Raw genomic sequence first — 23,237 nt, 5'->3', positions numbered from 1 at the left:
GGCGAAGAAAGTGCCCTTCTGTGGTTCTAAACTCGTAACATGCCCGAAATAGACATGAAGCCGCGTTCGCGCGTCGTCACCGACGGAATCGAAGCCACAACCTCACGCGGAATGCTCCGTGCGGTCGGCATGGGCGACGCCGACTGGGACAAGCCGCAGATCGGCATTGCGAGCTCATGGAACGAGATCACCCCCTGCAACCTGTCCCTCGACAGGCTGGCCCAGGCCTCGAAGGAGGGTGTGCACTCGGGTGGCGGCTACCCCCTGCAGTTCGGCACCATCTCCGTCTCCGACGGCATCTCGATGGGCCATGAGGGCATGCACTTCTCGCTCGTCTCGCGCGAGGTCATCGCCGACAGCGTCGAGACCGTCATGCAGGCCGAGCGCCTCGACGGCTCCGTGCTGCTGGCCGGCTGCGACAAGTCGCTGCCCGGCATGCTGATGGCCGCTGCCCGCCTCGACCTGGCCAGCGTGTTCCTCTACGCGGGCTCGATCGCGCCGGGCTGGGTGAAGCTCAGCGACGGTACCGAGAAGGACATCACGATCATCGACTCGTTCGAGGCGGTCGGCGGTGTCAAGGCCGGCACGATGAGCGTCGAGGACGCCAAGCGCATCGAGTGCGCCTTCGCCCCGGGCGAGGGCGCCTGCGGCGGCATGTACACCGCCAACACGATGGCCTCCGTGGCCGAGGCGCTCGGCATGAGCCTGCCCGGTTCGGCCTCCCCGGCCAGCGCCGACCGCCGCCGCGACTACTTCGCTCACCGTTCGGGTGAGGCCGTCGTGAACATGCTGCGCCTCGGCATCACCACCCGCGACATCCTCACCAAAGACGCGTTCGAGAACGCCATCGCCGTCGCCATGGCCCTCGGCGGATCGACCAACGTCATCCTGCACCTGCTCGCGATCGCCTACGAGGCCGAGGTCGACCTGACGATCGACGACTTCAACCGCATCGGCGACACCATCCCGCACCTCGCCGACATGAAGCCGTTCGGTCAGTACGTGATGAACGACCTCGACCGGCGCGGCGGCCTGCCGGTGCTGATGAAGGCGCTGCTGGATGCCGGACTGCTGCACGGCGATGCGCTCACGGTCACGGGCAAGACCCTCGCCGAGAACCTCGCGGAGATCGACCCGCCCGCACTCGACGGCAAGGTGCTCCGCACGCTCGACAATCCGATCCACCCGACCGGCGGCCTCACCGTGCTGAAGGGCACGCTCGCACCCGAGGGCGGCGTCGTGAAGACGGCGGGCTTCGACGCTTCGGTGTTCGAGGGCCCTGCGAAGGTCTTCGAGCGGGAGCGCGCGGCGATGGATGCCCTCACCAACGGTGAGATCCAGCACGGCGACGTGGTCGTCATCCGCTACGAAGGCCCGAAGGGTGGGCCCGGCATGCGGGAGATGCTCGCGATCACCGCGGCCATCAAGGGCGCCGGGCTCGGCAAAGATGTACTACTCTTGACAGACGGCAGATTCTCAGGCGGCACAACCGGCCTGTGTATCGGCCACATAGCACCCGAAGCGGTCGACGCAGGTCCGATCGCCTTCGTGCGCGATGGTGATCTGATTCGGGTCGATATCGCAGCTCGCTCGCTCGACCTACTCGTCGAACCCGCTGAGCTCGCAGCCCGCCGTGACGGCTGGGCTCCGCTCCCCCCGCGCTATACCCGTGGCGTCCTGGCCAAATACTCGAAGCTCGTGCACTCTGCTGCAGAAGGCGCGATCACCGGGTAGGCACCTCCGTCCGGCCCAGCCGAAGCTCTCGGCGCACGGGCCGGTCACCATCGTCAAAGGATCCCCTCTTATGTCCACGGAATCACTTCCCGTGCCGTCCAGCCTCCGCTCGCCTGCGAGGCCGCCGGCGTCGCAACCCGCCCCCGAGATCCTCACCGGCTCGGGCGCCATCCTCCGCTCGCTCGAGAAGCTGGGGGTGAAAGACGTCTTCGGACTGCCGGGCGGGGCGATCATCCCGTTCTACGACGAGCTGATGGCGTCGACCGCCATCCGTCACATCCTCGTGCGCCACGAGCAGGGTGCCGGCCACGCCGCCGAGGGGTACGCCTCCTCGACCGGAAAGGTCGGCGTCGCCATCGCGACCTCGGGCCCCGGCGCCACGAACCTCGTGACCGCGATCGCCGACGCCTACATGGACTCGGTTCCGACCCTGTTCATCACCGGCCAGATCTTCTCGCACCTGATCGGCACCGACGGCTTCCAGGAGGTCGACATCGTCGGCATCACGATGCCGATCACGAAGCACTCCTTCCTCGTGCGCCGGGCGGAGGACATCCCCGAGACCCTCGCCGCGGCCTACCTCATCGCCTCGACCGGCCGCCCCGGCCCCGTGCTCGTCGACATCACAAAAGACGCGCAGCAGAACTCCGCGCCGTTCGTCTGGCCGTCGAAGGTCGAGCTGCCCGGATACCGCCCCGTGCTGAAGGCGCACGGCAAGCAGATCCAGGCCGCCGCCGCGCTCCTGGCGGTTGCGAAGCGCCCCGTGTTCTACGTCGGAGGCGGAGTGATCCGGGCATCCGCATCGGCAGAACTGCTGAAGCTCGCCGAACTCACCGGTGCGCCGGTCGTCACCACGCTGATGGCGCGGGGGGCGTTCCCCGACTCGCACCCGCAGGCGCTCGGGATGCCCGGCATGCACGGCACCGTTCCCGCGGTGCTGGCGCTCCAGGAGAGCGACCTGCTGATCTCGCTCGGAGCGCGGTTCGACGACCGTGTCACCGGCAAGGTGAGCGAGTTCGCGCCGGGCGCCAAGGTTGTGCACGTCGACATCGACCCTGCGGAGATCTCCAAGATCCGTCTCGCCGACGTGCCGATCGTGGGTGACGCCCGCGACGTGATCATCGACCTCACGGCCGCCTACGCCGACGCCGTTGCGACCGCCGCCGAGGTGGGTGCCGGCGATCCGGACATCTCCGAGTGGTGGGCACGCCTCAACGACCTGAAGGTGCAGTACCCGCTCGGCTACGACGAGCCCGACGACGGCCTGCTCGCACCGCAGTACGTCATCGAGCGCATCGGCCAGATCACCGGGCCGGAGGGTGTCTTCGCCTCGGGCGTCGGGCAGCACCAGATGTGGGCGGCTCAGTTCATCAAATACGAACGCCCCAACGCCTGGCTGAACTCGGGCGGTGCCGGCACGATGGGCTACGGCGTGCCCGCGGCCATGGGTGCCAAGGTCGCGAACCCCGACCGCACGGTCTGGGCGATCGACGGCGACGGCTGCTTCCAGATGACCAACCAGGAACTCGCGACCTGCACGATCAACAACATCCCGATCAAGGTCGCGATCATCAACAACTCCTCGCTCGGCATGGTGCGCCAGTGGCAGTCCCTCTTCTACGACGGCCGCCACTCGTTCACCGACCTGAACACGGGCGACGGCACCGTCATGATCCCGGACTTCGTGAAGCTGGCCGACGCCTACGGTGCCCTCGGCATCCGGGTCACGAAGAAAGAAGATGTCGACGCAGCGATCAAGCTGGCGATCGAGACCAACGACCGGCCTGTGGTCATCGACTTCGTGGTCAGCCGCGACTCGATGGTCTGGCCGATGGTTCCCCAGGGAGTCGGCAACTCGTCGGTGCAGTACGCCCGCGAGCACGCCCCCGAGTGGGAAGAGGAGTAGACCCGTGAGCCACGTCCTGTCCCTGCTTGTCGAAGACAAGCCAGGGTTGCTGACCCGCGTCGCCGGGCTGTTCGCCCGCCGCGGCTTCAACATCGAGTCGCTGGCGGTCGGTGCGAGCGAGATCGAGGGTCTCTCCCGCATCACTGTCGTCGTCGACGTCGAAGAACTGCCGCTCGAGCAGGTCACCAAGCAGCTCAACAAGCTCGTCAATGTGATCAAGATCGTCGAACTCGACCCGAACCAGTCCGTGCAGCGGGAACACCTGCTCATCAAGGTCAAGGTCGACAACTCCACCCGGTCGCAGGTGCTCGAAGCCGTCACGCTGTTCCGTGCGCGGGTCGTGGATGTCGCGACCGACGCCCTCGTCATCGAGGTCACCGGCGACAGCGGCAAGACGAACGCGTTCCTCCGGGTGCTCGAGCCGTACGGCATCAAGGAGATGGCCCAGTCGGGCCTCCTCGCGATCGGCCGTGGCAGCAAGTCGATCACCGAGCGCGTCTACAAAAATTGACACCTTCCCCCCTTCTTTTCGCTGTACCCGTCAACAAACAAGGAGCTAGAAACACGTGACTGAAATCTTCTACGACGCAGACGCCGACCTGTCGCTCATCCAGGCGAAGAAGGTGGCCGTCGTCGGTTATGGCTCGCAGGGCCACGCCCACGCGCTGAACCTCCGCGACTCCGGTGTCGAGGTCGTCGTCGCCCTCAAGGAGGGCTCGTCATCCAAGGCCAAGGCTGAAGAGGCCGGCTTCCAGGTGCTCTCCGTCGCCGACGCCACCTCGTGGGCCGACGTCGTCGTGATCCTCGCACCCGACCAGCACCAGCGCGGCATCTACAAGAACGACATCGCCCCGAACCTGAAGCCCGGCACCGCGCTGGTCTTCGGCCACGGCTTCAACATCCGCTTCGGCTACATCCAGGCACCGGAGGGCACCGACATCCTGCTCGTCGCACCCAAGGGCCCGGGCCACACCGTGCGCCGCGAGTTCGAGGCGGGGCGTGGCGTTCCCGTCATCGTCGCCGTCGAAGAGGATGCCTCGGGTTCCGCCTGGGCGCTCGCCTGGTCGTACGCCCGCGCCATCGGTGGCCTCCGCGCCGGCGGCATCAAGACGACGTTCACCGAGGAGACCGAGACCGACCTGTTCGGTGAGCAGGCCGTTCTCTGCGGCGGAACCTCGCAGCTGGTGCAGTACGGCTTTGAGACCCTGATCGAGGCCGGCTACCAGCCGCAGATCGCGTACTTCGAGGTTCTGCACGAGCTGAAGCTCATCGTCGACCTGATGTGGGAGGGTGGCATCGCCAAGCAGCGCTGGAGCATCTCCGACACCGCCGAATACGGCGACTACGTCTCCGGCCCGCGCGTCATCACGCCCGACGTGAAAGAGAACATGAAGGCCGTTCTCGCCGACATCCAGTCCGGTGCGTTCGCCGCCCGCTTCATCGCCGACCAGGACGCCGGAGCCCCCGAGTTCCTCGCCCTCCGCGAGAAGGGTGCGAAGCACCCCATCGAGGAGACCGGCCGCGAGCTCCGCGCGCTCTTCGCCTGGAAGCAGACCGACGCGGACTACACCGAGGGCAGCGCTGCGCGCTGACCCTTCGGTGCGAACGGACGTCGCTGAGGCGGGACGCGGGCCCTGCGGGGGTCGTGTTCGCTGAGGTGCGTCCGTTTGAACGGCTCCGGATGCCCCGCCACTCTGTGTGGCGGGGCATCCGTCGTTTCCGGACCGGGCGCGGCGACCTCCGCCCAGTGCGTCTTCTGCGGCGCTGCGGGGGGCCGGGCATCCACGGGTCAGGGGTGGTGCACCGCGTTCGCGAGGGTGCCGGCGTTCGTGAGTGCCGTGCCGACGGCCTGGTCGAGTTCGGCGAAGACGTCGGCGGAGCGGGCCACGCCGATGGCTCCGCCGAGCATCCCGGCTCCGGATGACCGGCCGAGGCGCGCGATCAGTTGGCCATCCTGCTCGAAGAACTCCATGCGGTACTCGAGGCGCTGCTTCTCGCGTCCGGCGAACGCCCCGAGCAGGGCCGTCGTCGTGGCGTTGCCCCGCGTCACGTCCCAGCCTCCGAGCGGCGACGACGCCAGCTCGAACCCCTGTGACCGCAGCGCGTCGGCCAGCACCTGGCGGGACGCGTCGTGGTCGCCCGTGATGAAGTAGTCCACAGCGCTCATGTCGTCATCGTACTGAACCGGACCGGCCCCGGCCACGGGTGTCCATCGGGGTGCGCGGCGGCAGGTGCGGCGCGGTGTCGCGGGCCGGCCGCGAGGGGCGGGGCCGGTATTCTGTAGCCATGGCACGCGATCCCGACGACGACGCCCTCAGCTGGGGCGACGAGAACGACCCGACGTACGCTGCCGCCCACCCCGCCGCCCTCGACGAGGACGATCTCGAAGAAGACGTTCCGGTCGTCGACGCGTTCAGCTCCGCGGCACCCGCGCTGCCTCTGCCGCCCCAGGCCCCGGCCGCGACCCCCGCGGACGCCGTCGCACCCACCCCCGTCGCACCGGGTACCGCCGCGACATCCACACCGCCGTCGGCCAGCTCGGCAACAGCCGCAGCCACCTCGGCAGCCGCCACCACCACGGCCACCGCCACCGGCACGGCTGCCGCTGCAACCTCCGCAACCGCCAATGCCACCCCGACGGTCGAGGAGGAGGCAGACATCGCCGAAGACGCGGCCGCCGAACGCGACCTCGCCGACGCCGAGAAGGAAGCCGCGCCGCTCAGCTCCGCCGGGCTCATCGCGTTCGGTGTCTTCGGCGGAATCTTCCTGCTCTACACCGTGGGCTGGTTGGTGACGTTCATCCGCACTCCGGTGGCCGACTCCTCGCTGGCCGGCATCGTGCAGAACGCCCAGGGCGTGCTCGCGATCGCCGCGCCCGCGCTCTGGTTCATCGTGACGCTGCTGGTCGGCGCGAAACGACGGGTGCCCGTACGGGTGGTCTGGCTCCTCATCGGCGTCGTCGTTCTGCTGCCGTGGCCCTTTCTGACGGGATACTGATCGTGACCTCCGAAGCACTGCCTCCGTCCGCGAAGTCGGAGCGGCCCGCCAAGCCGGCGCGTTCCGCCAAGCAGACCCGGGCCGGGCGAGCCGAGCGGCCCGCCAAGCGTGTGCGCGGCCGCGCCGGCTGGATCGTCGCCATCGTCTTCGCGTTCCTCTACGCCCTCGACGCCTTCCAGGGCCTGTCGAACCTGATCGGACTCAGCCAGTCCTTCGCCAGCGTGGACGTCGCCATGCCCGGAAACGCCGTCTTCACCCTCGTCGGGCTGATCGTCGTGCCGATCCTCGTCTATGCGCTCATCCTCTGGGGCACCCGGCGGCTGCGGGCCGGCTCGGCGTTGCTGGTGTTCCTCGTCGGCTTCGCCGTCGTGGCGGTGTTCACCCTCGACCTGCAGAGCCTCTACCGCAGCATCGTGCCGTTCGTCATCTGACCCCGCTGAACGCCGGCCCCCGAGCATCCGGAACCCGCCTGCAACGCCGGCCCCGGGCACCCGGAACCCGCCCGCGACAGCACCGCCCGTCAGCCCAGCCCGGCGAACAGCACCAGCGCGATCAGCACCACCTGCCCGATGGCCCGCGGCACCAGCGGGATCGCCAGCGCCCCGAACCGTTCCCGCTGCCCCGCCGCGTACGCGTTCGCCGGGAACACCGCCACCAGGAAAACGACCAGCGCCACCGCCGCCGGCAGCCGCAGCGCGGGCACCAGCAGCCCGATGCCCCCGGCCACCTCGCAGAGCCCGGTCAGGTACACGAGGTTCCGGGGGTTCAGGATGCCCGGCCTCCGCAGCGCCGGCGGGATCATCGCGGCCATCGTGCGCACCGACGACGGAACGAAATGGTTCACCCCCATCAGCAGGAACACGGCCGCCAGTGCGATCGTCACGACGAGGTGTATGACGCTCTGAGTCCCTGATTCCATGCTCCCATTCTGCAGGCACTAAAGTTGAGGGGCTACGTCGCCCGCGAGCCCGCCGCCGGCGCTTCATCGTAAGGAATCCCTTCGTGTCAAAACCGGTCGTGCTGATCGCAGAAGAACTTTCCCCTGCCACCGTCGAGGCCCTCGGCCCTGACTTCGACGTGGTCAACGTCGACGGCACCGACCGCCCGGCCCTGCTGTCGGCGCTCGCCACGGCAGACGCGATCCTCGTGCGCTCGGCGACCAAGGTCGACCAGGAGGCCATCGCGGCCGCGCCGAAACTGAAGGTCATCGCCCGCGCGGGCGTCGGCCTCGACAACGTCGACATCAAGGCCGCGACCAGTGCCGGTGTGATGGTCGTCAACGCCCCCACGTCGAACATCATCTCGGCCGCCGAACTGACGGTCGGCCACATCCTGAGCCTCGCCCGCCACATTCCCGCGGCGCACAGTGCGCTCGCCCAGGGGCAGTGGAAGCGGTCGAAGTACACCGGCACCGAGGTCTACGAGAAGACGGTCGGCATCATCGGCCTCGGGCGCATCGGCGCGCTCATCACGGCCCGCATGCAGGCGTTCGGCACGAATGTGGTCGCCTACGACCCCTACATCACGTCGGCCCGAGCGCAGCAGCTCGGCGTGACCCTGCTGACTCTGGATGAACTGCTCGCCCAGAGCGACTTCATCACGATCCACATGCCGAAGACGCCCGAGACCACCGGGATGATCTCCGACGAGCAGCTCGCCCTGATGAAGCCGACCGCCTACATCGTGAACGTCGCGCGCGGCGGGCTCATCGACGAAGACGCGCTGTTCCGCGCGCTGACCTCCGGTGTGATCGCGGGTGCCGGTCTCGACGTGTTCGTCAGCGAGCCGCCCACCGACCACAAGCTGCTCGGCCTCGAGAACGTCGTCGTCACGCCTCACCTCGGCGCGTCGACCGACGAGGCGCAGGAGAAGGCGGGCGTCTCTGTCGCCAAGTCCGTGCGTCTCGCGCTCTCGGGTGAGCTGGTTCCGGATGCCGTGAACGTCGCCGGCGGAGTGATCGACCCTTCGGTGCGACCGGGCATCGCACTCGTCGAGAAGCTCGGCCAGGTGTTCGCGGGGCTCGCGGGCAGCCCGCTCACCTCGGTGGACGTCGTCATCCGTGGCGAGATCGCCGCCTTCGACGTGAGCGTGCTGAAGCTCGCCGCACTCAAGGGCATCTTCACCAACGTGGTCAGCGAGACCGTGTCGTACGTGAACGCGCCGTTGCTCGCCGAGCAGCGCGGGGTGACCGTGCGGCTGATCACCGATGCGGTCTCCGAGGAGTACCGCAACGTCATCTCGCTCACAGGCGCCCTGAGCGACGGATCGCAGATCTCGGTCTCGGGCACGCTCACCGGCACCAAGCAGATCGAGAAGATCGTCGAGATCAACGGGTACGACGTCGAGGTTCCGTTCGCGGAGCACCTCCTCGTGATGATCTACGACGACCGCCCCGGCATCGTCGCGGTCTACGGCAAGGAGTTCGGCGACGCATCCATCAACATCGCCGGCATGCAGATCGCCCGCACGGCCGCGGGCGGCAAGGCCCTCAGCGTGCTGACGATCGACTCGCCGGCCCCCGAGGAGCTCATCGAGCGCGTGCGCGCCGCCATCGCGGCCGACGTGCTGACCGAGATCGACATCACCGACTGACCCCGGCCCCGGCGGGCCCTGGCGAGCCAGCGACCCGACGACTGGGGCCCCGGCGAGCCCCGGCGCGCCAGCGACCCAACGAGTGGGCAGTTTGGGCCCTATGTCCGCGGATTTGGGGCCCAAACTGCCCACTCGTTGCCGCCTCGGCGGGAGCCGGGCGGGTGAGGGGTCAGGCGCGGGCGCGGGCCGCCACGAGGGTGTTGACGAGAGCGATGACCTCGTCCATGTCGTCGCTCTTCGGATCGAGCTCGCCGAGCCCGCCGGGCAGCAGCGCCGAGTTGTAGTACAGCCCGTCACCGATCAGCATGATGGTGCGGGCGAGGGCCCTGTCGCCCACCACCTCGACGATCACGTCGAACCAGGCCACCTGCATCGCCTTGAGCGCGTCGCGGGCCTGCGGGTGCGACCCCTGTGCCAGGCGTGTCGTGGCGATGATCGCGCGGTCGAGGTCGCTTTCGAGGTTCAGTGAGCTCCGGAGGAAGTAGTCGATCGGCCCGGTCTCCGCCGTGCGGATGCGCTCGACGTCGACATCGACGAGCTCCACCAGCCGTGCCAGCAGCCCCTCGACCAGCGCATCCTTCGATCCGAAGTGGTAGAGCAGCCCGCCCTTGCTCACCCCGGCCTCTGTCGCTGTCGCCTCGAGCGTCGCCGCCCGTTCGCCCTGCGAGATCAGGATGCTCTCGAACGCATCGAGCACCCGGTCACGGGCTGGCACTGAAGTCATAGCCCTATCGTATCGGCTTGCCACTGTACCGGCTGGACGGTATACTGAGAGCACAACCCGAACGCTCCGACTCTGGATGCCCGGGCACAGCCTTCAGCCAGAAACGAATCATGACCAGCTACACCCGCCCCATCACCCTTCCCAGCCACTCCGGCAAGGTCCTCGGCGCAGCCGAACCCACCGACCTGCGCGTCGGGCCCCGCGGCTGGCTCGCCCTCGCCGTGCTCATGCTGCCGGTGCTGCTCATCTCCGTCGACAACACCGTGCTGAGCTTCGCCCTGCCGATTATCTCCGAGACCCTGCAGCCGACGGCCACCGCCCAGCTCTGGATCATCGACACCTACCCGCTCGTGCTCGCCGGCCTCCTGGTCGCGATGGGCAACCTCGGTGACCGTGTCGGCCGTCGCAAGCTGCTCATGATCGGTGCCACCGGCTTCGGCCTGCTCTCCATCGTCGCGGCGTTCGCACCGACCGCGGAGGCTCTCATCGCCTGCCGCGGCGCCCTCGCGTTCTTCGGTGCGATGCTGATGCCGTCGACCCTGTCGCTTCTCCGCAGTATCTTCGCGGACCGCCGCCAGCGCCGCCTGGCGATCGCCATCTGGTCGGCCGGCTTCGCCGCGGGTGCGGCTCTCGGCCCGATCGTCGGCGGGGTGCTGCTGCAGCACTTCTGGTGGGGCAGCGTGTTCCTCATCGCCGTGCCCGTGCTGATCCCGCTGCTGGTGCTCGGCCCGTTCCTCATCCCCGAGTCGAAGGATCCGAACCCCGGCCGCCTCGACTTCATCAGCATCGGCCTTTCCATGGTGATGCTCGTGCCTGTGGTCTTCGCCATCAAGTCGGTCGCGACGGAGGGTGCGGCCTGGAGCGATCTCGGTCTGCTCGCGCTCAGCGTGCTGGCGGGCATCCTGTTCGTGCGCCGCCAGCTGGCCTCGCCGAACCCCATGCTCGACATGCGGCTGTTCCGGGTGGGCGCCTTCAGCGGTGCAGTGCTGGTGAATCTGCTCAGCGTCATCGCGCTCGTCGGCTTCCTGTTCTTCGTCTCGCAGCACCTTCAGCTGGTGCTGGCGATGCAGCCGATGGATGCTGCGCTCGCCCTCGTCCCCGGCCTCATCGTGATGGTCGTGGCGGGCCTCGCCGTCGTTCCGCTGGTGCGCTGGGTACGTCCGAACATCGTCGTGGCGGGCGGCCTCGTGCTCTCCGCGATCGCGTACACCATCGTGATGCTCACCGGCCAGAGCGCAACGGCGGCCACCCTCACGATCGCGTTCGTCGTGCTCGCCATCGGGATCGGGGCGGCCGAGACGATCTCGAACGACCTGATCATCTCCGTGGTTCCGGAGCACAAGGCCGGGGCGGCCTCCGCTGTCTCCGAGACCGCCTACGAGCTCGGTGCGGTGCTCGGCACCGCCGTGCTGGGGAGCATCCTCACCGCCTTCTACCGGTCGAGCCTGGTGCTGCCGGTCGGACTCTCCGAGTCGCAGGCCTCGGCCTCGACGGAGACCCTCGGCGGCGCGGTGAGCGTGGCCGGGGATCTGCCGTACAGCCTCGGCCAGGCGCTGCTGCACTCGGCCCGCGAGGCCTTCGACAGCGGAGTGGTCGTGACCAGTGGCATCGGTGCGGCCCTGATGGTGGCGGCCACCGTGCTCGCGCTCGTCACCCTCCGCAAGGCCCGCGGCTAGCCCCCGCCGGCTCCCCGCCCTCCGCCCCGCCCCGCGCCCCCCCCCGGCTCCCCACCCCCCGCCCCCCGGCTCCTCGCCACGTGATCGAGTGGGCAGTTCGGGCCCCAAAAGACCCTGCTTTCGGGCCCCTTCTGCCCACTCGATCTGGCGGCGCGCCAGCCGTGAGCGGCGGGTTGTACTGTGGAGGGAACAATCCCGATCCAGTGCTGGAGCCGCCATGTCTCGCGTCATTCGTCTTGCCGTCATTCCCGGGGACGGGATCGGCCCCGAGGTCGTCGCCGAGGCGCTGAAGGTGCTCGACGCGGTCGCTCCGGGCGCCGACGTGACGTTCGAGAAGACGCCGTTCGAGCTCGGCGCGGCGCGATTCCTCGCCACCGGTGACGTGCTGACCGACGACGACCTCGCGTCGATCGCCTCGCACGACGCGATCCTGCTCGGAGCCGTCGGCGGGGTGCCCGGCGACCCGCGCCTGAAAGACGCGAACATCGAGCGCGGGCTGCTGTTGAAACTGCGTTTCGCTCTCGACCACTACGTCAACCTGCGGCCGACCACGATCTTCCCCGGTGTCACGAGTCCGCTCGCGAACCCCGGGGAGGTCGACTTCGTCGTCGTGCGTGAGGGTACAGAGGGCCCGTACGTCGGCAACGGCGGCGCGATCCGTGTCGGCACCCCGCATGAGATCGCGAACGAAGTATCGGTCAACACCGCCTTCGGTGTCGAACGCGTCGTGAGATTCGCCTTCGACCTGGCGAACAGCAGGCCGCGCAAGAAGCTCACGCTGGTGCACAAGAACAACGTGCTCGTCTTCAGTGGCAACCTCTGGATGCGCACGGTCAACGCCGTGGCCACCGAGTACCCCGACGTGGCCGTCGACTACCTGCACGTGGATGCCGCGACGATCTTCTTCGTGACGAACCCTGCTAAGTTTGACATCATCGTCACGGACAACCTCTTCGGCGACATCCTGACCGATCTGGCCGGCGCAATCAGCGGTGGCATCGGCTTGGCCTCCTCGGGAAACATCAACCCGACGGGCGCCTTCCCCAGCATGTTCGAGCCGGTTCACGGTTCCGCTCCCGACATCGCAGGCCAGCAGATCGCCGACCCGACAGCCGCGATCCTCTCCGTCGCCCTCCTCCTCGACCAGCAGGGTCTGCCTGAGGCGGCGACGAGGATCCGCACCGCCGTCACCGGCGACCTCGCCGGCCGAACCGCCGCCTCCGGCAGCCGCACAACCGCCGAGGTCGGCGACGCCATCGTCACTCTGCTCAGCTCCGAGCTCGTTTCCGAGGAGACACCATCATGACCAGCACCGCCACATCCTTCCCGCTCTCGTTCTCGCTCACCCCGTCGACGGATGCCCGTGCCGAGGCCGAGCGCGAGGCGATCCTCGCCGACCCCGGTTTCGGCAAGCACTTCACCGACCACATGGTCTCCGTCGAGTGGACGCTCGACGGCGGCTGGCACGACGCCCAGGTGCTGCCGTACGGACCTATCTCGCTCGACCCCGCGGCCTCCGTGCTGCACTACGCACAGGAGATCTTCGAGGGGCTGAAGGCGTATAGGCACGCCGACGGGTCGATCCACACCTTCCGCCCCGAGGCGAATGCGGCCCGCCTGCAGCGCTCGGCCCAGCGGCTCGCGCTGCCCGAACTGTCGACCGAGGACTTCATCGAATCGCTCCGGCAGCTCGTCGCGGTCGACGGTTCCTGGGTGCCCGACGCGCCCGAGACGAGCCTCTACCTCCGGCCCTTCATGTTCGCCACCGAGAGCTTCCTCGGTGTGCGCTCGGCGCAGAAGGTCGGCTACTACCTCATCGCTTCGCCCGCCGGCGCCTACTTCTCCAATGGTGTGTCGCCTGTCAACATCTGGCTCTCGACCGACTACAACCGCGCCGGCCGGGGCGGGATGGGCGCCGCCAAGACGGGCGGCAACTACGCCTCATCGCTCCTGCCGCAGGAGCTCGCCTACGAGAAGGGCTGCGCGCAGGTGCTTTTCCTCGACTCGCAGGAGGGCAAGTATCTCGAAGAGCTCGGCGGCATGAACCTCTTCCTCGTCTACAAGGACGGCACGCTGGTCACCCCCGAATCCGACAGCATCCTCTCGGGCATCACGCGCGACAGCATCATGACGCTGGCGCGCGACCGCGGACACAACGTGGAGATCCGCAAGGTGGAGATCGAGGAGTGGAAGGCCGGTTCGGCATCCGGTGACATCGTCGAAGTGTTCGCCTGCGGCACCGCGGCGGTCATCACGCCCGTCGCCCAGCTGCTCGCCGACGACTTTGCGCTCGGTTCGGCGGACGCCCCCGCCGGTGAGCTCACGATGTCGCTCCGGCAGGAGCTGACCGACATCCAGTACGGCCGCATCCCCGACACGCACAACTGGCTGACCCGCCTCGACGCCTGACCCCCGCCCCGCCGGCCCACCTCCATCGAGTGGGCAGTTTGGGCCCCAAATCCGGTCGGATGGGGCCCAAAGCGCCCACTCGATGGGCGGTGGATGTCGCGCGAGTAGGGTTGATGCGTGAAGATAGCGCGATTCAGCTCAGGCGAAGATCCCCAGTACGGCATCATCGACGGTGACGAGATCGTGGTGCTGCAGGGCGACCCGATGTTCCAGGGGTTCGTCACGACCGAGGAGCGCGTTGGGCTCGCCTCGGTGAAACTGCTGGCCCCGGTCATCCCGCGTTCCAAAGTGGTGGCGGTCGGCAAGAATTATGCCGACCATGCTGCGGAGATGGGTGGGGTGGTGCCCGAGCGGCCGCTGCTGTTCCTCAAGCCGAACACGTCGGTGATCGGAACGGGAGACGCGATCGTTCTGCCACCCGACAGCCGGCAGGTGGAGCACGAGGCGGAGCTGGCGATCGTGATCGGCAGCGTGGCGAAGAACGTGCGGGCGGAAGACTACGCCGACGTGATCTTCGGCTACACGATCGCGAACGACGTGACGGCGCGTGACCTGCAGAAGCTCGACGGGCAGTGGGCCAGGGCAAAGGGGTTCGACACGTTCTGCCCGCTCGGACCGTACATCGAGACCGAGTTCGACTGGCGCGATGCCCTCATCGAGGCCCGGGTCGACGGGGAGCTCCGGCAGGAGGGCAATCTCTCGGAGATGATCTTCACGATTCCCGAGATCGTCGCCTACGCTTCGCGGGCGTTCACCCTGCTGCCCGGCGACGTGATCCTGACGGGAACGCCCGCGGGCGTCTCGCCGTTCAGCTCCGGCCAGACGGTCGACATCTCTATCGCGGGCCTCGGCACGCTCTCCAACCGCGCTCGCTGAGCGGGCGCGGGCCGCGCCGGGTTCCGCCAGCGCGGCCGCGGCTCGCGTGCCGTAGGCATCGCCGCGAAGGTGGTTCCCGTGCCCCTTTGTCGCTTTCGCGCCTGCGCGCGCATGCGCGGAAGCGACAATCCGCGGCGGATAGCGCGGTAGGGGTGGCGGGGGAGCGCCGCTGCGGTGCGGCGGATGGCGAGAGACGCACGGGGCGCGAGGCAGGCGCGGAAGCGACAATCCGGGTCGGATGGCGCGAGGGCCGCGAGGGGGCGGGGTGGGAGCGGCGCTCGACTAGCGGTCGAGGGCGGGAGCGGGCGTGGCCGTGGCCGCGGGCGGGGTGAGTTCGCCGCCCGCGTAGTCGTCGAGGGGGTGCGCGACCTCGTCGCGTGGCATCCGCGCCGCCACGATCGCGATGACGGCGAGGAACACCGGGGCGAGTCCCGCCACGAGGAAGGCAGGCTGCAGGCCGACGGCTTCCCCGATGGGACCTGCGAATGCCATCGAGATCGGCATGAAGAGCAGCGACACGAAGAAGTCGAGGCTCGAGACCCGGCCGAGCATGTGGCTCGGCACCCGGCGTTGCAGGAGGGTGCCCCAGATCACGGTGGCGGCCGAGAAGGTGAAGCCGACGACGAACAGGGCCACGATCATCATCCACAGCTCGCTGGAGAAGCCGACGACAGCGAGCGGGATGACGCCTGCACCCCAGAGCAACGTCATGATCGTCAGGTAGCGGCGGGGGAGCCGCAGCGAGGCGACGGTGAGGGAGCCGAGGATGCCGCCCACCCCGTACGCGGTGAGCACCAGCGCGAACGAGCCCGCTCCGCCGCCCGTCTGGTCGCGTACGGCGAAGGGCAACAGAACCTCGATGGGCCCCATGACGACGAGCACGAGCAGGCTCGCGAACAGCAGCGTGGCCAGCAGCCACGGGGTGGTCACCATGTAGCGGAACCCGCCGACGAGGTCACCGAACGCTCCGCGGAGTGGATGCGCGGACCGCTCGCCCTTGCCGTCCGCCGCACCGGTGACTCCTGCCGTGCTGGCCCCCGTGCCGGCGCCTGCATCCGAGCCGGCGCTGACCGCCGTGCTGGCGAGCCCCGCCGCGCAGACGTCTTCCGTCGTGCCGGCGACCTCCGTGCCACCCGCCGTAGCCTGGGCTACTCCGGCTTCCACCGACGCCCCAGCCCGACCCGGGACCGCCACGGTACCCGCCGCCTCCCTGGCCCCACCCGGGGCCGCCACGGCACCCGACGACGGCGACGCCGACGCCCTCGCCCCTGCCGGGACTGCCACGGTACCCGCCGACGCCGACGACGCCACCCCCACCGCGTTCGCCCGGCGCATCGCGACGAGCACCCCCACCCCGACCGCCTGCGACACCGCCACGAGCGCGAACGCCAGCCCGGGGGAGAGGGCCGCGATGGCCGCGCTCGCCACGGCTGGACCCGCTGCGGACATCAGGGCCGGCCGCAGCATGCCCTCGACTCCGTTCGCGGCGAGCAGGTCATCCGGTGGCAGCACTGACGGCAACAGGGCCGAGTACGCCGGGTAGAAGAAGCCGTCGACCACCCCGAGCAGCGTCGAGGCGACGACCAGGTGCCAGAGGGACAGGGTCCCGCTGAGGGCGAGCGCGGCGACGACGGCGACGGTGGCCGTCTTGACGGACTCGGTCGAGATCAGGATGGCGCGCTGCGGCACGCGATCGGCTGCAACTCCGCCGACGAGCACCGCTGCGACCAGCCCCACGCTCGCCCCGGCTGCCACCAGGGACAGGTCGGTCGGCCCGCCGCCGAGCGCGATGACCTGCCAGACGACCGCGACGAGCCACATGCCCGAGCCGAAGAGCGAGAACGTGAGGGCCGCCACGAGCAGCCGGTACTGCGGAACCCGGAAGGGGCGGAGGGCCCGCGCCTGGGTCAGGGCACCCATGTCACACCTCCTCGGTCCGGGTCGCTACGTCTTCGCGGCAGTCTCGCACGCACGACCGACAGTGAAGAGTACCCGCTGTATGGCGGCCCGGCGCTGCCAGAGCGTCAGACCTGGATGACCGCGATCACGTTGCCCGCCGGGTCGCGGAACCACGCGATGTCGGGCCCGTTGCCCCGCATGATGCCCTTCTCGTCCACAGGCATGCCGCCCCCCGCGTAGATGTTGGTGTCGACGCCGCGGCTCCGCAGGTCATCCACCGCCGTATCGATGTTCTCGACGGGGAAGTTCAGCATCGTGTACGACGCCGGCTCGTGGTTCGGCTTGGGGTAGGCGAGCACGGTGCCGCCGCTCGGCAGGTGCAGCTCGATGAAACCCATCTCGTTGTCGGTCACCGTGAGTCCGAGGGTTTCGCCGTAGAATCTGCGTGCTGCGGGAATGTCGTCGACGGAGAATCCACTGAACGCGCCTGTCGTGGTGAACATTGTGCTCCTTCGCTCAATCTGCATGTGTACAATGTCAACAATTGCACGCGAACGTGGTGTTGTCTAGGGGAGTGGCCGATGAGTGGTCAGCTGGAGGTGCCACCCGGCCGAACGACCTACCGCCACGGAGACCTGCGGGGCGCTCTGCTCGCCGCCGGGGTCGAGATGGCCGAGGCGGGAGGCCCCGATGCCGTCGTGCTGCGCGAGGCGACCCGCCGCGCCGGGGTGACGCCCAACGCCGCGTACCGTCACTTCGCCGACAGGGGCGCCCTGCTCCGGGCTGTCTCCGACGTCGCCCAGGCGCGCGCGGCCGACGCGATGGAGGCCGAGGTGAGCGCGGTCACCGGCGCGCGCGGCACCGGCGATGCGGCGACGGATGCCCGGGCCACACTCCGCGCGGTCGGTACCGGCTACCTCGCCTTCGCCCGCGACGAACCCGGACTGTTCCGCACCGCCTTCTCGGTGCCCGACCACCTCGCCAACAGCTTCGATGCCGCCAAGGCAGGGGCGGCGGGGCGCACCCCGTTCCAGATCCTCGGCGCGGCGCTCGACGCGTGGGCCGAGGCGGGCATCCTCCCGCCCGAACGGCGCGCGAACGCCGAGTTCTACGCGTGGTCTGCCGTGCACGGACTCGGGATGCTCGTGATCGACGGCCCGCTCCGTGGCCTCAGCGCGCAGATGATCGACGGCGCGACCGTGCGCGTGCTCGACATGGTCGAACGCGGGCTCTGACCGACCGGGGGCGCCGCCCCCGGGCGTCGCCCCCGGGCGCCGGCGCCCCGGACCGCACCCACCCTCAGCGCCGCCTTCCCGGGCGTCGTACAATTGGCGGCAGTATGTCATCCACAGAGCTCCCCCCTTTCTCTACGGCCACCGGCAGCGACATCCGCGTGCGGTTCTGCCCCTCGCCGACCGGCACCCCGCACGTCGGGCTGATCCGCACCGCCCTCTTCAACTGGGCGTATGCGCGGCACAACGGCGGGAAGATGGTCTTCCGCATCGAGGACACCGACGCCGCCCGTGACTCCGAAGAGAGCTACGGGCAGCTGCTCGACGCCCTCCGCTGGCTGCGGATCGACTGGGACGAGGGCATCGACGTCGGCGGCCCGCACGGCCCCTACCGCCAGTCCGAGCGCACCAGCATCTACCTCGACCTCATCGAGAAGCTGAAGGCCAGCGGTCACCTCTACGAGAGCTACTCCACCGCCGAGGAGATCGACGCCCGCAATGAGGCGGCCGGCCGCCCGAAGCAGCTCGGTTACGACAACTTCGACCGATCGCTGACGGATGACCAGCGGCAGTCGTTCCGCGACGAGGGGCGCCTGCCGGCCTTACGTCTGCGCGTTCCCGACAGCGATCTCAGCTTCGATGACCTGGTGCGCGGCGAGATCACCTTCCCCGCCGGATCCTTCGTCGACTTCGTGGTCGTGCGCCCCAACGGCGCGCCCCTCTACACCTTCGTGAACCCGGTCGACGATGCGCTGATGGGTGTGACGCACGTGCTGCGGGGCGAAGACCTCCTCTCCTCCACACCCCGTCAGATCGCGCTGTATTCCGCACTGGTCGAGATCGGCGTCACCACGTTCATCCCGCGCTTCGGGCACCTGCCCTATGTGATGGGCGAGGGCAACAAGAAGCTCAGCAAGCGCGACCCCGAGGCGAACCTGTTCCACCACCGCGACCGCGGGTTCATCCCCGAGGGCCTCGTCAACTACCTGGCGCTGCTCGGCTGGTCGCTCACCCACGACCGCGACGTGTTCTCGATCGACGAGATGGTCGCCGCCTTCGACGTCGTGAACGTGAACCCGAACCCGGCACGGTTCGACCTGAAGAAGGCCGAGTCGATCAACGGCGACCACATCCGGCTCCTCGCGGTCGACGACTTCGCGCGGCGAACCCTCCCGTACCTGGAGACAGCGGGCATCCTGACGCTGCCAGCGACGGATGACCAGCTCGCCACCCTCGCCGAGGCCGCCCCGCTCGTGCAGGAGCGCATGGCGCTGCTCGGCGAGGCGCCCGCGATGCTCGGGTTCCTCTTCCAGACGGCCGACGAGGTCGACTACCAGGCGGATGCCCTGGCCACGCTGCCCGAGAACACTGGCGTCATCCTCGCTGCGGCCGTCGGCGCGCTCGAGCTGATCGAGCTCTCGGAGTTCACCCACGAGCGCATCAAGGACGACCTCGCCGCCGCCCTGATCGAGGGACTCGGGCTGAAGCCCCGCGTCGCCTACGGCCCGCTGCGGGTCGCGCTCTCCGGGCGGAAGATCTCGCCGCCGCTGTTCGAGTCGATGCAGATCCTCGGCAGGGCGGAGACGGTCGCGCGCCTCGCACGCCTGGCGGCGCTGCACGCGGGCGCTGGTACCGCGGGCTCGGATGCTGCGGCTGGTTCGCCGTCGGCTCCGGATGCTGCGGGGCCGACCTCGTAACGATGGGACGACTGATCCGTTCCGACGCGGTCGCGGCCGCCGTCGGTGACATGACCTCCGCCGCGCTCGCGGCCGCCCGCGCCCGCGCGGCTGCCGCCGCCCAGGACCCCGCGGCGCCGGCTGACGCGGCGCCGGCTGACGCGGCGCCGGCTGACGCGGCGCCGACAGACGTGGCGCCGGCAGATACGACGCCGACAGACGTGGCGCCGGCTGGCGCGACCACCGCTGACGCGCCTTCCACCGAGTCCGCGGCCGCGTCGGTGTCCGCAACGGCCACATCCGCGGCCGCGCCGGAGTCCGCGACAGCCGCCGATGCCCCCGCCGAACCGCCCGCAAAGGCGCCCGTCATCACCTTCGGGCCGGCAAAGAGCGCCCGCCGGCACGGACCGGCGTCGGGGCTGCTGCCGGAACGGGCATCCAGAGCCGGAGGTACGTCGCCCTCGCCGAACGGCCGGGCAGCGGGCGCACCCGATCCGGACGACGTCTTCGACGTGGTCATCATCGGCGCCGGCCCCGCGGGCCTGAGTGCCGGGCTGAACCTCGTGCGCGCCCGGCGACGCGTGCTGATGCTCGACAGCAACCGTCCGCGCCACTCGGCCACGCTGAAGTCGCACGGTTTCCTGACGCGCGACGGCGTCTCGCCGCTCGAACTCCGGAAGCTCGGCCGCGAGGAATTCGAGCACTACCCCGAGGCCACCTTCCACCAGGCCCTCGTCACGGGCATCGAGCGCGTCGAGGAGCCCCCCGCCACCGCAACGGAGCCCGCCGCCAACGCCGCCACCGCCGCCACCCCGGCCACCCCCGCCGTCCGCCCTGCCCCCGCCGGCGAGCTCTTCGTCGTGCGCTCGAAGGGCATCCGCGGATCGGGTGACCGCACCGCCACGACCCGCGCCGTGCTCATCGCCACCGGCCTCACCGAGACGCTTCCCGCCCTGCCGGGCATCCGCACCTTCTACGGCACCGATCTGCACAGCTGCACCGAGTGCGACGGGTACGAGAAGTCCGACGAGCCGCTTGCCCTCATCGGCGAGACCGACGACCTCGCCGAGCGCGCGCTGCTGCTCTCGCAGTGGTCGAACGACCTGATCGTGTTCACGAACGGGGTCGCCGAGCTCACCGCGCACGACGAAGCGGCTCTGGATGCCCGGGGAATCGGCGTCGAGCGACGCCCGATCGCGAGCATCGAAGGTGATCGCACCGGGATGACTGGCGTCGCACTCACGGACGGGACCGTCATCCTGCGGAGCGGAGGCTTCCTCCGCCCGGTGTGGACGCCGGCGCTCGACTACGGCGCCCTCCTCGGCGTCGACACTGACGACGACGCCCTCCTCGTGACGGATGCGCTCGGCCGCACCTCGGTTCCGGGCGTCTTCGCGGCCGGGGACTCGACCCCGCCCGGCGCGCAACAGCTCGTGGTCGCGGCCGGCGACGGTGCCCGGGTCGCCGCGACGATCAACCGCCACCTCATCGGCGTGCTCTAGCCGCACGCCCCTCCGCAAGCTGCCGCCCCGCCAACTCCCGCACGAATCGACGAAGGTGGGCCGGCACGGCACCGTATAGGCGGCCGCGTCAGCTGATCCTCGCCCGTTCGTAGCGCCCGGGCGCGGCGGGGCGGGCGGGGGTGCGGCGGGGCGGGCGCGGCCGGGCGCGCGGGGGCGGGCCGGGGCGGGCGCGGCGGGGAGCAGCGCCTCTTGCCGCGGGGGCGCGCCTCCGCCACAATGGTCGCGAGGCCCGGGGGAGCCCGCCACCCGACAGGAGACCCGCCGTGACCATTCTCAACCCGTACCTCGGCTTCAGGGGCGACGCCCGTGCGGCGCTCGACTTCTACCAGAGCGTTTTCGGTGGGGAGATCATCCGGAGCACCTTCGGGGAGATGCACGCGAGCGAGGATCCGGCCGAGGTCGACCTGGTCATGCACTCCCAGCTGACGACTCCCGGCGGGCTGAACCTGATGGCCTCCGACACCCCCGGCAGGATGTCGTACAACCCCGGTGACACCATCTCCGTGTCGCTGAGCGGTGGACCGTCCGACGAGGCCGAGCTCACCGCCTTCTGGGAGGCGCTCTCGGGCAACGGCGGCAGCGTGACCGTGCCGCTGATGAAGGCGCCCTGGGGCGACCAGTTCGGCATGTGCGCCGACCGTTTCGGCGTGAACTGGCTGGTGAACATCGCCGGGGAGTGACCGGCCGGTGGATGTCGCGGCCCCCCGGTTTGGGCAGAGCCCGAACGTGGGCTAAAGTAGACCGTCGGCCCGAGATCGTGGGGTCACGCCCTTGGGGTATGGTGTAATTGGCAACACGGAAGATTCTGATTCTTTTGTTCTTGGTTCGAGTCCAGGTACCCCAGCAATAAGGCCCCGGATTCCGGGGCCTTTTCGTTTGTGGTCGATGCTCGCATCAGATCGGGACGGATCAGCGCACCAGACGCCGAAGACTCTGGTTTTCAGCTGGCGCGGAGAGCATACTGTGGCATGCGGCACCGCGATGGAGCGGATCGCAGGGGAGGGTATCTCATGTGCACAGCGATCAGATTCTCCGACGGAAGCGGCCACCTGTACCTGGCGCGCAATCTCGACTGGACCTCCGGATACGGTGAAGGAGTCGTCATCACTCCCACCGGTTTCGCTGCCCCGTCGCCGTTCGGGGCCGTGGCCAGCATCCCTCATGCCGTCATCGGCATGGGCATCGTGGAGGAGGGCACGCCCCTCTACTTCGACTGCGGCAACGACGCCGGCCTGGCGGTCGCGGGGCTGAACTTTCCGGGATACGCCCAGTATGCGTCGGAGCCCGTCGACGGCGCAACGAACGTCGCCGCGTTCGAGTTCCCGCTCTGGGTCGCCTCACAGTTCAGTAGCGTCGACGAGGCCGAGGCGGCGCTCAGAAACGTGGTGATCGTCGACCGGCCGATCAATGAGAAGTACCCGAGCTCCCTGTTGCACTGGATCATCGGCGACAAGACCCGGGCAATCGTCGTGGAGCACACGGCGGACGGACTGCACATCTTCGATGACGACGTCGACGTTCTGGCGAATCAACCCGGCTTCGCCTGGCACCACGAGAACCTGCGCAACTACCTCAACACCTCACCCGAGTTCCCCGAGGAGAGTGTGATCGGCCGAGCGCGCCTGACCCCGTTCGGCTCGGGGTCGCACATGCGCGGCGTTCCCGGCGACTACTACTCGCCGTCGCGGTTCGTGCGCGCGACCTACGTCAACGCGCACTACCCCGAGAAGGCAAGCGAAGAGGAGAACGTGAGCCGTGCCTTCCACACCCTGCAGCAAGTGGCCATGGTGGATGGCGCGGCGAAGATGGGCTCGGGTGAGTTCGAGAAGACCATCTACACGGGGCTCTTCTCGTCGCGCACGGGGAGCTACTACTGGAACACCTATGACGACGTCATGCTCCGCAGCGAAACGCTGTCTGAGCACCAGCCCGGCGGCACTGAGCTGATCGTCCTGTAAGGAAACCCGCGCGCACCCGCACGAACTCGCGGTCC

General features: G+C 69.2%; 21 protein-coding genes and 1 tRNA gene. 17 read left to right on the top strand and 5 right to left on the bottom strand.

Annotated features, from left to right (window positions below; all coding sequences use genetic code 11):
* The first annotated feature begins 39 nt into the window (after positions 1-39).
* The 4 genes from ilvD (at position 40) to ilvC (ending at position 5,232) form a co-directional block, all read left to right on the top strand.
* Positions 40-1,734: a dihydroxy-acid dehydratase gene (ilvD, locus tag FB464_RS10595; protein WP_116413889.1), complete on the top strand. Its 1,695-nt coding sequence runs from the start codon at positions 40-42 to the stop codon at positions 1,732-1,734.
* A gap of 70 nt (positions 1,735-1,804) precedes the next feature.
* The gene (locus FB464_RS10590; protein ID WP_116413890.1) at positions 1,805-3,640 is read left to right on the top strand and encodes an acetolactate synthase large subunit; all 1,836 of its coding nucleotides are present in this window, start codon (positions 1,805-1,807) and stop codon (positions 3,638-3,640) included.
* A gap of 4 nt (positions 3,641-3,644) precedes the next feature.
* On the top strand, positions 3,645-4,151 hold the full coding sequence (gene ilvN / locus FB464_RS10585; protein ID WP_116413891.1) for an acetolactate synthase small subunit: 507 nt from the start codon (positions 3,645-3,647) through the stop codon (positions 4,149-4,151).
* 55 nt (positions 4,152-4,206) lie between these two features.
* Positions 4,207-5,232, top strand: a complete 1,026-nt coding sequence (ilvC, locus tag FB464_RS10580; RefSeq protein ID WP_116413892.1) for a ketol-acid reductoisomerase — start codon at positions 4,207-4,209, stop codon at positions 5,230-5,232.
* 197 nt (positions 5,233-5,429) lie between these two features.
* Here ilvC and FB464_RS10575 read toward each other — a convergent pair whose 3' ends face one another.
* Positions 5,430-5,807, bottom strand: a complete 378-nt coding sequence (locus FB464_RS10575) for a hypothetical protein (RefSeq protein WP_142206666.1) — start codon at positions 5,805-5,807, stop codon at positions 5,430-5,432.
* Positions 5,808-5,926: 119 nt separating this feature from the next.
* Between FB464_RS10575 and FB464_RS10570 the strand changes: the two genes are divergently transcribed.
* The gene (locus tag FB464_RS10570) at positions 5,927-6,637 is read left to right on the top strand and encodes a hypothetical protein (protein WP_116413894.1); all 711 of its coding nucleotides are present in this window, start codon (positions 5,927-5,929) and stop codon (positions 6,635-6,637) included.
* A 2-nt stretch (positions 6,638-6,639) separates the two neighbouring features.
* The gene (locus FB464_RS10565) at positions 6,640-7,068 is read left to right on the top strand and encodes a hypothetical protein (RefSeq protein ID WP_116413895.1); all 429 of its coding nucleotides are present in this window, start codon (positions 6,640-6,642) and stop codon (positions 7,066-7,068) included.
* An 89-nt stretch (positions 7,069-7,157) separates the two neighbouring features.
* Here the strand turns inward: FB464_RS10565 and FB464_RS10560 are convergent, their stop codons facing one another.
* Positions 7,158-7,556 carry a DoxX family protein gene (locus FB464_RS10560; protein WP_116413896.1) on the bottom strand — a complete coding sequence of 133 codons (399 nt, stop codon included), beginning with the start codon at positions 7,554-7,556 and terminating at the stop codon, positions 7,158-7,160.
* Between the two features lie 83 nt (positions 7,557-7,639).
* On the opposite strand from FB464_RS10560, the gene serA reads away from it, so the two are divergent.
* Positions 7,640-9,229 (top strand): phosphoglycerate dehydrogenase, encoded by a 1,590-nt coding sequence (serA, locus tag FB464_RS10555; RefSeq protein ID WP_116413897.1) that lies wholly within the window; start codon positions 7,640-7,642, stop codon positions 9,227-9,229.
* Positions 9,230-9,398: 169 nt separating this feature from the next.
* Here serA and FB464_RS10550 read toward each other — a convergent pair whose 3' ends face one another.
* Positions 9,399-9,953: a TetR/AcrR family transcriptional regulator gene (locus FB464_RS10550; RefSeq protein ID WP_116413898.1), complete on the bottom strand. Its 555-nt coding sequence runs from the start codon at positions 9,951-9,953 to the stop codon at positions 9,399-9,401.
* Positions 9,954-10,063: 110 nt separating this feature from the next.
* On the opposite strand from FB464_RS10550, the gene FB464_RS10545 reads away from it, so the two are divergent.
* The 4 genes from FB464_RS10545 to FB464_RS10525 all read left to right on the top strand — a co-directional run bounded on the left by FB464_RS10545 (position 10,064) and on the right by FB464_RS10525 (position 14,914).
* A complete protein-coding gene (locus FB464_RS10545) occupies positions 10,064-11,629 on the top strand; it encodes an MFS transporter (RefSeq protein ID WP_116413899.1) in 1,566 nt (521 codons plus the stop codon).
* A gap of 217 nt (positions 11,630-11,846) precedes the next feature.
* A complete protein-coding gene (locus FB464_RS10535) occupies positions 11,847-12,935 on the top strand; it encodes a 3-isopropylmalate dehydrogenase (RefSeq protein ID WP_116413900.1) in 1,089 nt (362 codons plus the stop codon).
* Positions 12,932-14,038, top strand: a complete 1,107-nt coding sequence (locus FB464_RS10530; RefSeq protein WP_116413901.1) for a branched-chain amino acid aminotransferase — start codon at positions 12,932-12,934, stop codon at positions 14,036-14,038. Before FB464_RS10535 ends, FB464_RS10530 begins: the two co-directional genes overlap by 4 nt.
* A gap of 117 nt (positions 14,039-14,155) precedes the next feature.
* A complete protein-coding gene (locus tag FB464_RS10525; RefSeq protein WP_116413902.1) occupies positions 14,156-14,914 on the top strand; it encodes a fumarylacetoacetate hydrolase family protein in 759 nt (252 codons plus the stop codon).
* 282 nt (positions 14,915-15,196) lie between these two features.
* Here the strand turns inward: FB464_RS10525 and FB464_RS20235 are convergent, their stop codons facing one another.
* Complete coding sequence (locus tag FB464_RS20235) at positions 15,197-16,834, bottom strand: MFS transporter (protein WP_116413903.1); 1,638 nt, start codon at positions 16,832-16,834, stop codon at positions 15,197-15,199.
* A gap of 104 nt (positions 16,835-16,938) precedes the next feature.
* The gene (locus FB464_RS10515; RefSeq protein WP_116413904.1) at positions 16,939-17,316 is read right to left on the bottom strand and encodes a VOC family protein; all 378 of its coding nucleotides are present in this window, start codon (positions 17,314-17,316) and stop codon (positions 16,939-16,941) included.
* Between the two features lie 78 nt (positions 17,317-17,394).
* On the opposite strand from FB464_RS10515, the gene FB464_RS10510 reads away from it, so the two are divergent.
* The 6 genes from FB464_RS10510 to bsh all read left to right on the top strand — a co-directional run bounded on the left by FB464_RS10510 (position 17,395) and on the right by bsh (position 23,202).
* Entirely contained in the window at positions 17,395-18,048 is a 654-nt protein-coding gene (locus FB464_RS10510; RefSeq protein WP_116413905.1) for a TetR/AcrR family transcriptional regulator, read from the top strand.
* A 104-nt stretch (positions 18,049-18,152) separates the two neighbouring features.
* On the top strand, positions 18,153-19,742 hold the full coding sequence (gene gltX / locus FB464_RS10505) for a glutamate--tRNA ligase (protein ID WP_116413906.1): 1,590 nt from the start codon (positions 18,153-18,155) through the stop codon (positions 19,740-19,742).
* A 2-nt stretch (positions 19,743-19,744) separates the two neighbouring features.
* Complete coding sequence (locus FB464_RS10500) at positions 19,745-21,223, top strand: NAD(P)/FAD-dependent oxidoreductase (protein ID WP_342780687.1); 1,479 nt, start codon at positions 19,745-19,747, stop codon at positions 21,221-21,223.
* A gap of 284 nt (positions 21,224-21,507) precedes the next feature.
* Positions 21,508-21,924 carry a VOC family protein gene (locus FB464_RS10495; protein WP_116413907.1) on the top strand — a complete coding sequence of 139 codons (417 nt, stop codon included), beginning with the start codon at positions 21,508-21,510 and terminating at the stop codon, positions 21,922-21,924.
* Between the two features lie 92 nt (positions 21,925-22,016).
* Positions 22,017-22,088, top strand: a tRNA-Gln gene (locus FB464_RS10490).
* A gap of 166 nt (positions 22,089-22,254) precedes the next feature.
* Positions 22,255-23,202 carry a choloylglycine hydrolase gene (bsh, locus tag FB464_RS10485; protein ID WP_116413908.1) on the top strand — a complete coding sequence of 316 codons (948 nt, stop codon included), beginning with the start codon at positions 22,255-22,257 and terminating at the stop codon, positions 23,200-23,202.
* Positions 23,203-23,237 lie beyond the last annotated feature (35 nt).

Source organism: Subtercola boreus (assembly GCF_006716115.1).
GTDB lineage: Bacteria > Actinomycetota > Actinomycetes > Actinomycetales > Microbacteriaceae > Subtercola > Subtercola boreus.
Note: the sequence above shows the minus strand (reverse complement) of the source record. Positions and strands in the feature narration are given on the sequence as shown.

Coding starts and splice junctions, on each gene's coding strand:
- ilvD (WP_116413889.1), top strand. CDS start 40: ATGCCCGAAATAGACATGAAGCCGCGTTCGCGCGTCGTCACCGACGGA.
- FB464_RS10590 (WP_116413890.1), top strand. CDS start 1,805: ATGTCCACGGAATCACTTCCCGTGCCGTCCAGCCTCCGCTCGCCTGCG.
- FB464_RS10575 (WP_142206666.1), bottom strand. CDS start 5,807: ATGAGCGCTGTGGACTACTTCATCACGGGCGACCACGACGCGTCCCGC.
- FB464_RS10570 (WP_116413894.1), top strand. CDS start 5,927: ATGGCACGCGATCCCGACGACGACGCCCTCAGCTGGGGCGACGAGAAC.
- FB464_RS10560 (WP_116413896.1), bottom strand. CDS start 7,556: ATGGAATCAGGGACTCAGAGCGTCATACACCTCGTCGTGACGATCGCA.
- FB464_RS10550 (WP_116413898.1), bottom strand. CDS start 9,953: ATGACTTCAGTGCCAGCCCGTGACCGGGTGCTCGATGCGTTCGAGAGC.
- FB464_RS10545 (WP_116413899.1), top strand. CDS start 10,064: ATGACCAGCTACACCCGCCCCATCACCCTTCCCAGCCACTCCGGCAAG.
- FB464_RS10535 (WP_116413900.1), top strand. CDS start 11,847: ATGTCTCGCGTCATTCGTCTTGCCGTCATTCCCGGGGACGGGATCGGC.
- FB464_RS10530 (WP_116413901.1), top strand. CDS start 12,932: ATGACCAGCACCGCCACATCCTTCCCGCTCTCGTTCTCGCTCACCCCG.
- FB464_RS20235 (WP_116413903.1), bottom strand. CDS start 16,834: ATGGGTGCCCTGACCCAGGCGCGGGCCCTCCGCCCCTTCCGGGTTCCG.
- FB464_RS10515 (WP_116413904.1), bottom strand. CDS start 17,316: ATGTTCACCACGACAGGCGCGTTCAGTGGATTCTCCGTCGACGACATT.
- FB464_RS10510 (WP_116413905.1), top strand. CDS start 17,395: ATGAGTGGTCAGCTGGAGGTGCCACCCGGCCGAACGACCTACCGCCAC.
- gltX (WP_116413906.1), top strand. CDS start 18,153: ATGTCATCCACAGAGCTCCCCCCTTTCTCTACGGCCACCGGCAGCGAC.
- FB464_RS10500 (WP_342780687.1), top strand. CDS start 19,745: ATGGGACGACTGATCCGTTCCGACGCGGTCGCGGCCGCCGTCGGTGAC.
- bsh (WP_116413908.1), top strand. CDS start 22,255: ATGTGCACAGCGATCAGATTCTCCGACGGAAGCGGCCACCTGTACCTG.